Source organism: Streptomyces sp. NPDC006197 (genome assembly GCF_040613865.1).
Lineage (GTDB): Bacteria > Actinomycetota > Actinomycetes > Streptomycetales > Streptomycetaceae > Streptomyces.
The window spans coordinates 1-2,046 of record NZ_JBEXSZ010000291.1 but is presented as its reverse complement, the minus strand read 5'-3'; the positions used below and the strand labels follow the sequence as shown (position 1 = coordinate 2,046).

At 67.6% G+C, this 2,046-nt stretch carries 1 protein-coding gene; it reads right to left on the bottom strand.

What is annotated here, in order from left to right; translation table 11 throughout:
- Window positions 1-41: 41 nt before the first annotated feature.
- Window positions 42-2,046, bottom strand: a 2,005-nt coding sequence (locus ABZ318_RS39495; RefSeq protein ID WP_356907236.1) for a transglycosylase domain-containing protein, incomplete at its 5' end; no start/stop codon positions are given.

Here is a 2,046-nt window from a genome sequence, read left to right as displayed (position 1 = left end):
GCCCCGCCTGAAGGCGGGGCGCCCTTCCTCGTGTCACCGCGTCAGTGGTTTCCGCCGCGCGGCTTGTTGCGTCCGTCCCCGCCGCCGAGCAGGTCCGTGGGGAACGTGAAGCCGGGGCTCGGGTCCGTGCCGCCCGGCTTGTTGTCGGCCGGCTTGCCGTCGGCCGGCTTACGGGGCTTGTTCGGGCCCTCGTCGCCCTCGCCCTTGGGCTTCTGGGCCCGCGGCACGGAGACGGGGACGAAGCCCGGCGTCTGACCGGCGTCCAGGGCGCCCGTCATCGCGATCTTCCAGATCGGGCCGGGGAGGCAGCCGCCGCAGACCTTGTCGTAGTACTCGCCGCCGATGGTGATGTCGTACATCGACTTCTTCTCGCCGACGTCGTCACCGACCCAGACGGCGGTGGACAGGTTCGGGGTGTAGCCGACGAACCAGGCGTCCTTGCGGTCGTTGGTCGTACCGGTCTTGCCCGCGTTGTCGCGGTCGCTGAGACCGGCCTTCGTACCGGTGCCGTCCTCGACGACGCCCTTCAGCATCTGGTTGATGGTGTCGGCGGTCCGGTCGCTCATGGCCCGCGTGCACTTGGTCTGCGGCACGTTCAGCTTGTCGCCGTTGGCGGCCTTGATCGACTCGATGGCGATCGGGGTGCAGTAGATGCCGCGGTTGGCGAAGGTCGCGTAGACGGACGCCATGTCGAGCGGGGTGCTCTCGATGCTGCCGAGGGTGACGGACGGGCTCTGCTTGATGGGCTTGCCCAGCTCGCGCTCGTAGCCGACGTTCTTCGCCATCGTCAGCGTCTCGCACAGGCCGGCCATCTGCTCCAGCTTGGCGAAGTACGTGTTGATGGACTTGCCGAGGGCGCTCGTCATGTCGAAGACGCCCTTCTCCGACTTCATCTCGTTGTTGACCTCCCAGTTGGCGTAGCCCGCGGGCTTGCCGTCACAACGGGTGTAGTCGCTCTCCGGGATGTTGATCTGCGCCGGGGTGTCGAAGCTCTGCGCCGGGCTCAGGCCCTTCTCCAGCGCCGCCGCGGCCGTGATCGGCTTGAAGGTCGAGCCGACCTGGAAGCCGTACGTCGTGCCGCCCATCTTGCTGCCGACGGCGAGGTTCAGCGTCGTCTGGTGCTGCTTCTGGTCCAGTCCGTACGGGCGGGACTGGCCCATCGACAGGATGCGGCCTGTCTTGGGCTGGACCTGCACCACCGAGGCGGCGACCGGGTCGTCCTTGTCGACCTTCGCGACGGCGGCCTCGTTGGCGGCGGCCTGCGCGCGCGGGTCGAGCGTGGTCCTGATGGTGAGACCGCCCAGGTTCCACAGCTTCGTCCGCTCCTCGGCGGTCTTGCCGAAGGTCGGGTCGTTGAGGATCGTCTTGCGGACGTAGTCGCAGAAGAAGCCGGCGCCGTCGACGGCGGTGATGCAGCCGTTCCTCGGGGTCTTCACCTTCAGCTTGATCGGCTTGGCCTTGGCGGCGTCCGCCTCGGCCTGGCTGATGTCCTTCACGTCGGCCATCCGCTGGAGGACCGTGTTGCGGCGCTTGGTGGCTTCCTGGATGTCGTTGATCGGGTCGTAGCGGCTCGGCGACTGGACGAGACCGGCCATCATCGCCGCCTCGCCCAGGTCCAGGTCGGCGGCGGGCTTGGAGAAGTAGCGCTGGGAGGCGGCCTCGATGCCGTAGGCCTGCTGCCCGAAGAACGTGATGTTGAGGTAGTTCTCCAGGATCTTCTTCTTGCCCAGCTCCTCCTCGACCTGGATCGCGAACTTCAGCTCGCGGACCTTGCGGCCGATGGTCTGCTGGGTGGCCTGCGCGACCTTCTCGGGGTCGTCACCGGCCTCCTCGACGAAGACGTTCTTCACGTACTGCTGGGTCAGCGTGGACGCGCCCTGCGCGACCCCGCCCGACTGCGCGTTCCGGTTGATGGCGCGCAGCACGCCCTTGAGGTCGATCGCCCCGTGCTCGTAGAACCGCCCGTCCTCGATCGCGACGATCGCCTTCTGCATGTACGGGGAGATCTTGTCGATCGGCACGACCTTCCGGTCCCGCGAGTACACC